Genomic DNA, 293 nt, shown 5'->3' with positions numbered 1-293 from the left:
GCAAATTTACCGCTGTCTCTGTAATACTTCATCGGGGCAAAATCCAGGAACGTTTCCCCGTCGGCTTTGAAACTTCCCGCTATGCTGCGCAGGAATTGTTCCGCCGCCGTGTCGGTGTCGGCATGTTTGGCATAATAAGCCGCATCGACCTGACGCATGGCTTGCGCCACCAGCCGCTTTTCTGCCTGCTGTTGGGAAATGCCGGGATGGAGTTTGGCAAATTTGGCGGCATTATCTTTAATTTTTCTGATCTCGCTGTCGTGCAGCTGCCTATTGTTCCAATCGACATTCGC

Annotated in this window: 1 pseudogene; it reads right to left on the bottom strand. The window is 52.2% G+C overall.

The features are described from left to right. A pseudogene (locus HMPREF2675_RS04030) lies at nt 1–293 on the bottom strand (HNH endonuclease); the annotation flags it as partial.

It is taken from the genome of Neisseria sp. HMSC061H08, assembly GCF_001836795.1.
In the GTDB taxonomy this organism is placed as follows: domain Bacteria; phylum Pseudomonadota; class Gammaproteobacteria; order Burkholderiales; family Neisseriaceae; genus Neisseria; species Neisseria subflava_A.
The sequence above is the reverse complement of the archived record's forward strand: the minus strand, read 5'-3'. Positions and strand labels throughout refer to the sequence as shown.